We start from the raw sequence: 6,909 nt of genomic DNA on the forward strand, positions 1-6,909 counted from the left end.
ATCCGCGGCGACCTGGAGCGCTAACCCCGCCCCACCCCCGCGCCCCTGCAACGCACACAGCAACGCGGGGTCACTTACGGCCCATAATCCCCCTCGGGATGGGCTGTAAGTGACCCCGCGTTGCTGGTTAGAAGAGGCCGACGGGGTTGCCTTCGTCGTCGACGTCCATGCGCATCGCGGCCGGGATCTTCGGCAGTCCCGGCATCGTCATGACCGCGCCGGTGAGGGCCACGATGAAGCCGGCCCCGGTCTTGGGGATGAGGTCGCGGACGTGCACGGTGAAACCCTTCGGGGCGCCGAGCTTGGTCGCATCGTCGCTGAAGGAGTACTGGGTCTTCGCCATGCAGACGGGAAAGCCGGACCAGCCGTTCTTCTCGATCTCCGCGAGCCGCTTGAGCGCCGGGACGGAGAAATCCACCCCGTCGGCGCCATAGATCTCCTGCACGATGGTCCGGATCTTCTCCTCCACCGACATCTCCAGCGGGTACAGGTGCCGGAAGGTGTGCGGGGCGTCGATGGCCGCGGCGACCTTGGCCGCGAGGTCGTCGCCGCCGTCGCCGCCCCCGCCGCGGCCCCAGACATCGGCCACGGCCGCCTGGACGCCCTCCGCGGCGCACCAGTCCAGCAGCCAGTCCAGCTCGTCCGGGGTGTCCGTGGCGAACTTGTTGATCGCCACCACCGGCGTGATGCCGAACTTCTCCACGTTGTGCACATGTCGCCGGAGATTGACGACGCCGGCAGCCAGCGCCTCCAGATTGGGCTCCTTGAGCTGGTCTTTGGGGAGGCCACCGTGCATCTTCAGCGCCCGGACGGTCGCCACCACGACGACGGCGGACGGCGCGACGTCGGCGACGCGGGACTTGATGTCCATGTATTTCTCCGCGCCCAGGTCGGCGCCGAACCCGGCCTCGGTGACGACGATGTCCGCCAGGCTGCGCGCGGTCTGGGTGGCGATCAGGGAATTGCAGCCATGGGCGATGTTGGCGAACGGTCCGCCGTGCACCAGGGCCGGGGTCCCGGCGATGGTCTGCACCAGGTTCGGTTTGAGCGCGTCCTTGAGCAGCATGGTCAGGGCGCCCTGGACGCCCAGCTGGGCCACCGTGACCGGCTGCCGGTCGTAGGTGTAGCCGAAGGTGATCCGGCCGAGCCGTTCCCGCAGGTCGGCGAGGTCGGTGGCGAGGCAGAACACCGCCATGATCTCGGAGGCCACCGTGATGTCGAAGCCGTCCTGCCGCGGGATGCCCTGGGTCGGGCCGCCGAGGCCGATGACGACCTCGCGCAGCGACCGGTCGTTCATGTCCAGCACGCGCTTGAACGTCATCCGGCGCGGGTCGATGTTCAGTTCGTTGCCCTGGTAGATGTGGTTGTCCACGAGGGCCATCAGGGCGTTGTTCGCCGAGGTGACGGCATGGAAATCGCCGGTGAAATGCAGGTTGATCTCGTCCATCGGCAGGACCTGGGAGTAACCGCCGCCGGCGGCGCCGCCCTTCATGCCCAGGATCGGGCCCAGTGACGGTTCGCGCAGGGCGATCATCACCTTGTGGCCGGCCCGGGCCAGGGAGTCCGCCAGGCCCACGGTGGTGGTGGACTTGCCCTCGCCGGCGGGTGTGGGCGACATCGCGGAGACCAGCACCACCTTGCCGGGGGTGCGGGGAACACCGCCGGGGTGCTGAACGGCGAGCTTGGCCGGATCGATTTTCGCCTTGTACCGGCCGTAGTGCTCGAGGGCCTCGGCGTTGATTCCGGCCGCAGCGGCGATCTCCTCGATCGGCCGCATCGTGGCCCGCTGCGCGATCTCCAGATCACTCAGCGCGGCGGAGGGCGCGGCCCCCGTCCCCGCCCCCGCCACGGCGGAGGCGGCGGAGCGCGCGGCGGCCGGCGCCGCCGCCGCGGTGCCGACAGCTGCGGTGGCGGCGGATCCGGGAATCGTCGATTCAGACATCGTTGTCCTTTGGCTCGTGGCGTCGGTGGGTGTTCCGGCCAGTGGTTTCAGGCCGCTGTTACCGGCCCATTGTTCCGGTTGAGGGCGTGTGGCCCACCGGAATGGTCAGGTTTCCAAAGTACTGGCTCAAGGCGGTGTGGTAGCTCTCCAGCGTAATGGCGGCGGTGCGTTGCCAGCCGAATTCCTGCGCGTGCAGGGCGGCCGCGCGCCCCATGTCCCCGCGGGTATCCGGGTCGTCATGCAGGGCTTCCAGGGCGTCGGCCCAGTCGGCGGGCTTGTGGCCCTCGATGAGCAGCCCGGTCCTGCCGTCGAAGACCGCACGGGACAGCCCGCCGACTTTGGTGGCGACCACCGGCGTCCCGCAGGCCTGGGCTTCGAGCGCCACGAGGCCGAAGGATTCGCTGTAGGAGGGCATCACCACGACGTCGGCGGACCGGTACCAGCCGGCGAGCTTCGGTGCGCTGACCGGCGGGTGGTGGGTGACGACGTCGTCCATTCCGGCGGCGCTGATCAGCGACTTCAGATCGAAGTCCTTGGACCCGCTGACCGCTCCGACGATGGTCAGCTGCAGGTCGATGTCCGGACGCCGGGCCCGCAGCAGGGCGGCGGCCTTCACCAGGATCTGCGGGCCTTTGAGGCGTTGGATCCGCCCGGCGAACAGCAGATGGAACCGGTCCGGCGGCACCCCATGCTCGGCGCGGGCGCGGGTACGGAAGGCGGGGGTGAAAATGCCCAGATCCACGCCGGGCGGCGCCACATCGATGTGGTCGTTGTCCGCGTTGTAGTGCGAGACCAGTTCCGCAGCCTCGGTGCCCGTGTTGGCGATCAGCCGGGTGGCGCCGTCGACAATCCGCTGCTCGCCGTCTTCGCGCCGGCGCGGCTCGGGCTGCTCGCCGGCGACCAGGTGCAGGTTCTTCACCTTGGCCATGGTGTGCATGGTGTGGACGAGGGGCAGGCCCCACAGGCTGGCGAGTTCGAGCCCGGCCACCCCGGAAACCCAGTAGTGCGAATGGATCACGTCGTAGCGGCCGTGCGGCTGGAGCTGCCGGATCCGGTCGATTTCGGCGACCATGCTGTGCAGCAGTTCAGGCAGTTCCTCCTTGGGCAGCTTCCGGGTCGGGCCGGCCAGGACGTTGTGCACGCAGACCCCGGGGGAGGGGTGCTCGACGGCGGCCTGTCCGGCGGCCGTGGATCGGGTGAAGATCTCCACCTCGACGCCGGTTTCGGCCAGGGCCGCGGCGAGGGCGCGGATGTACACGTTCATGCCGCCGGCGTCGCCGGAACCGGGCTGCTCCATCGGGGAGGTGTGCAGGGAGAGGAAGGCCACGCGGCGGATCAGCGACATTCAACTCCCTCTCTGGACAGGCCCTGGCGGACAGGCCCTGGCGGACGCTGCCGGAACTGCGTTTCGATAAAACACTACTCCTGAAGTTCCCGCGGGTTCACAGGCCGGCGGGCGGCGCCGGTCACAGCGCCGGGCTTGCTGCTAGCGTGACGGCTGTGAGCACACCTGCAGAGACAGATTCCCCCGCGCCCGGCTGGGATATCCGCCCGGCCACCGGCCGGGATTGGCCGGCGATCTGGGAGATCCTCGAACCCGTCATCAGGGCCGGGGAGACCTTCACCTGGGACCGGGACACCACCGAGCACCAGGCCCGCGAACGATGGTTCAAGCAGGCTCCGGGCCAGACCTTCGTCGCCGCGGGGCGGGGGGAGTTCGAGGGTGCCGTTCTGGGCACCGGCGAGCTGCACGCGAACCAGGGCGGCGGCGGAAGCCACGTCGCCAACGCCGGGTACCTGGTCGCCCCGGCCCACGGCGGCAAGGGGGTGGCCCGTGCGCTGTGCGCCTACTCGCTGGACGCGGCACGGGCAGCCGGTTTCCGCGCCATGCAATTCAACGCCGTTGTGGAAAGCAACGTCCGGGCGGTTGCCGCCTGGCAGTCCCTGGGCTTCGAAATCCTGGCCACCATCCCCGATGCGTTCCTGCACCCGCGGCTGGGCTACGTGGGCCTGCACCTGATGTACCGCAACCTGTAGCGGTCCTGGCGCCGGACAGCCGGCGCCGGACAGCCGGCGCCGGACAGCCGGCGCCGGACAGCCGGCGCCGGCGGGCTCAGGGGTTCCCGGCCCAAAGGGTCGCCAGGTCCGGGAACGCGGCCTCGTAGCCAGCGAGCAGTTTTCCCGCGAGGTCCGCGGAGCCGACCAGCGGGTGTCCGGCGAAGGCCGCCAGCGCCGCTTCGCGACGGCCCGGGCCCGTTGTCCCGGCGTCCCGGCCGGTGGCCGTCACGACGAGGCGTTCGACGTCCTTGACCTGCTGGAGCAGGGCCAGTCGCGCCGGTGCCGGACGTTCCTGCGGCAGCGGCACCACGCCGTCGGGCGTCACCCGGCAGGGCACCTCGACGACGGCGTCCGCCGGCAGCCCCGGAATCGCCGCCGCGGCACCGTCAGCGCTGCGGGCACCGCCGGTGGTGTTCGGGGTGTTCAGGATCAGCTCCGCCGGACCGCCGCCGCAGAGGGCGCGCATGACCGCGAGCGCGACGCGTTCGTAGCCGCCGCCGGCCAGGTCCGTCTCGTCCCTGCGCTCGCCGGCGGCCCGGGCCTCGGCGAGGTAACCCTCTTCGCGGGAGCGGCGCGCGGCGTCCCACAGCCGGTAGGCGTCCCGGCCGGCCGCCGCGAGCCGCGGGTAGAGCTCGGTCTGCTGCCGGTCGATGGACTCGCCGCGGGTCGTGGCGGAGGCCCGGATGCCAGCCACGGCACGCCCGGTCTCGTAGTAGTAGTAGAGGTACTCATTGGGCAGGCACCCCAGTTCCGCCACGAAGCGCTGCGGAAACAGCCGGCCTTCCTCGAAACCGGCCAGGGCGCGAGCGTCGGCCAGCAGCCCGGGCAGCACGTCCCTGCCGCCGGACTCGAGCCGGTACAGCCAGCCGAGATGGTTTAGGCCGTAGTACCCCACGCCGTCGAGCTTTCCCTCTGGAAGTTCGACGCCGGCGGCCCGCGCCGCCCGGTACACCAGCCCGCTGGCCGAGTCGCAGATGCCCACGACCTTGCGCCCGAGCACCGGAACGAGGGCTTCGGTGACCATGCCCGCCGGGTTGGTGAAATTGAGCAGCCACGCGTCCGGGCAGTGGTGCCGCATCTGCTCGGCGAGCTCGAGCATGCGGGGGATGGACCGCAGCGCGTAGGAGATGCCGCCGGCTCCTGTGGTCTCCTGGCCCAGGAGCCCCAGGTCCAGGGCCACACGCTCATCGGCTGTGCGGCCCGCCGTCCCGCCGGGGCGGATCGCGGCGAACACCAGGTCCGTGCCGTCCAGCGCCTCGGCCAGCGAGGTGGTGGCCCGGACCGCGGGAGGAGGCGTGGCGCTGGGCCCTGCGGCGGCCGCGGCGCCGGGCTCGGCCTGCCCCGCGTAGGCAGCCAGGACCGCGCTGATGGCGGCGAGGCGGCCGGGATCGACGTCGTACAGCACCAGTTCCCGGACCAGCCCGGCGAAGGGTCCCGCGCAGAGCGCCCGGTAGACCAGCGGTACGCGGAACCCGCCGCCTCCGGCAATCATCAGCCGCATGCCGACAGTCTATTCACAGTGGTCCGTCCGGGCCCGTTGCGCGCCTTTCCAGCGGTACCGGGACGGCGTAATGTGCCATACATGGACGCGATACCGACGCGGCGTTTTGATCCGCTTTCCTCCGTCCGGACCCCGGACGCGGTGGGCTTTGACCTGCTGCTGACCGGGACCGTTTTCCAGGACATCATTTTCACCGGGCTGCCGCACGCGCCCGTCGCCGGAACCGAGATCTGGAGCGACGGGATGGGCAGCTGCCCGGGAGGCGTGGCCAACCAGGCGATTGCCGCGGCACGGCTCGGGCTGCGCACCGGGCTGGCGGCCGCGTTCGGCGATGATGGCTACGGCGACTACAACTGGAAGATCCTGGCCGGACAGGAGCACGTGGACCTGTCCCTGTCCCGGCGCGTGGCAGGCTGGCATTCACCGGTCACGGTGTCCCTCAGCGTGGAGCATGACCGGTCCATGGTGACGCACGGCCACCCGGCCCCGGTGAGCTCCAGCGAACTGGTCGGCTGCCCGCCGCCGGCGCTCGCCGCCGTCGCTGAGCTTGGCGAGGAGCTGGAACCGTGGGCACTCGACGCCCACAAGGCCGGGGTCCGGCTGTTCGGCGACGTCGGCTGGGACCCTACTGGCGTCTGGTCCTCCAGAAGGCTGGACAACCTGCAGTACTTCCACGCCTTCATGCCGAACCAGCACGAGGCGATGGCCTTCACCGGCAACGACAACCCGTGGGCGGCCCTGTATGCCCTGGCGGACAAGGTGCCGGTCGCCGTCGTGACCCTGGGGGCGCAGGGGGCGATGGCCGTGGACTCCGAAACGGGCGAAGAGGAGTGGGTGCCCTCGCTGCCGGTGTCCGCCTACGATCCGACCGGCGCGGGCGACTGCTTCGGCGCGGCCTTTATCGTCGGTTGCCTGGCCGGCTGGCCGCTCGGCGACCGGCTGCGGTTCGCCAACCTCTGCGCCGCTCTCGCCGTCCAGGAGGTCGGCGGCTCGCTGGCCGCACCCGGCTGGGGGGACATCGCCGACTGGTGGCAGCGGGCCAACGCGCGGAAGGAACGGCAGAGCAGCCAATGGCTTCGACGCTACAGCTTCCTTGAGGACATCGTCCGTGATGTGCCGCCGGAAGCGCAGCGGCGGGCGACGGCAACCATCGCGCACCTCTCGGACGCGTAGCCAGCGCTTCCACCCGCCCCTCCCGCTGGACATGTCCTCCGCCCGGGGTGGCGAATGGGCATGATGGCATTGTGCCCAGTGGTGGGCGCGAACGCTGGGCATGTCCCTCGGGGAACCACGTCGGCATGGATCTGGAGCGTGCCCGGTGCCGGTGGCCGCTGGACATGTCCTCCGCCCGGGGTGGCGAATGGGCATGATGGCATTGTGCCCAGTGGTGGGCGCGAACGCTGGGCAT

5 protein-coding genes are annotated in these 6,909 nt (G+C 70.7%); 2 read left to right on the forward strand and 3 right to left on the reverse strand.

The window, feature by feature from the left end; genetic code table 11:
• Window positions 1–127: 127 nt before the first annotated feature.
• Both BJQ90_RS14690 and mshA read right to left on the reverse strand, forming a co-directional pair.
• Entirely contained in the window at window positions 128–1,942 is a 1,815-nt protein-coding gene (locus BJQ90_RS14690) for a formate--tetrahydrofolate ligase (protein ID WP_226760982.1), read from the reverse strand.
• Window positions 1,943–2,000: 58 nt separating this feature from the next.
• Window positions 2,001–3,287 (reverse strand): D-inositol-3-phosphate glycosyltransferase, encoded by a 1,287-nt coding sequence (mshA, locus tag BJQ90_RS14695; RefSeq protein ID WP_226760983.1) that lies wholly within the window; start codon window positions 3,285–3,287, stop codon window positions 2,001–2,003.
• 155 nt (window positions 3,288–3,442) lie between these two features.
• Between mshA and BJQ90_RS14700 the strand changes: the two genes are divergently transcribed.
• Complete coding sequence (locus BJQ90_RS14700; RefSeq protein ID WP_226760984.1) at window positions 3,443–3,979, forward strand: GNAT family N-acetyltransferase; 537 nt, start codon at window positions 3,443–3,445, stop codon at window positions 3,977–3,979.
• A gap of 76 nt (window positions 3,980–4,055) precedes the next feature.
• On the opposite strand, the gene BJQ90_RS14705 is transcribed toward BJQ90_RS14700, so the two are convergent.
• The gene (locus tag BJQ90_RS14705; RefSeq protein WP_226760985.1) at window positions 4,056–5,501 is read right to left on the reverse strand and encodes a 6-phospho-beta-glucosidase; all 1,446 of its coding nucleotides are present in this window, start codon (window positions 5,499–5,501) and stop codon (window positions 4,056–4,058) included.
• Between the two features lie 81 nt (window positions 5,502–5,582).
• On the opposite strand from BJQ90_RS14705, the gene BJQ90_RS14710 reads away from it, so the two are divergent.
• Window positions 5,583–6,674 carry a carbohydrate kinase family protein gene (locus BJQ90_RS14710; protein WP_226760986.1) on the forward strand — a complete coding sequence of 364 codons (1,092 nt, stop codon included), beginning with the start codon at window positions 5,583–5,585 and terminating at the stop codon, window positions 6,672–6,674.
• The last annotated feature ends 235 nt before the right edge of the window (window positions 6,675–6,909 follow it).

Source organism: Arthrobacter sp. SO3, assembly GCF_020532825.1.
GTDB lineage: Bacteria > Actinomycetota > Actinomycetes > Actinomycetales > Micrococcaceae > Arthrobacter.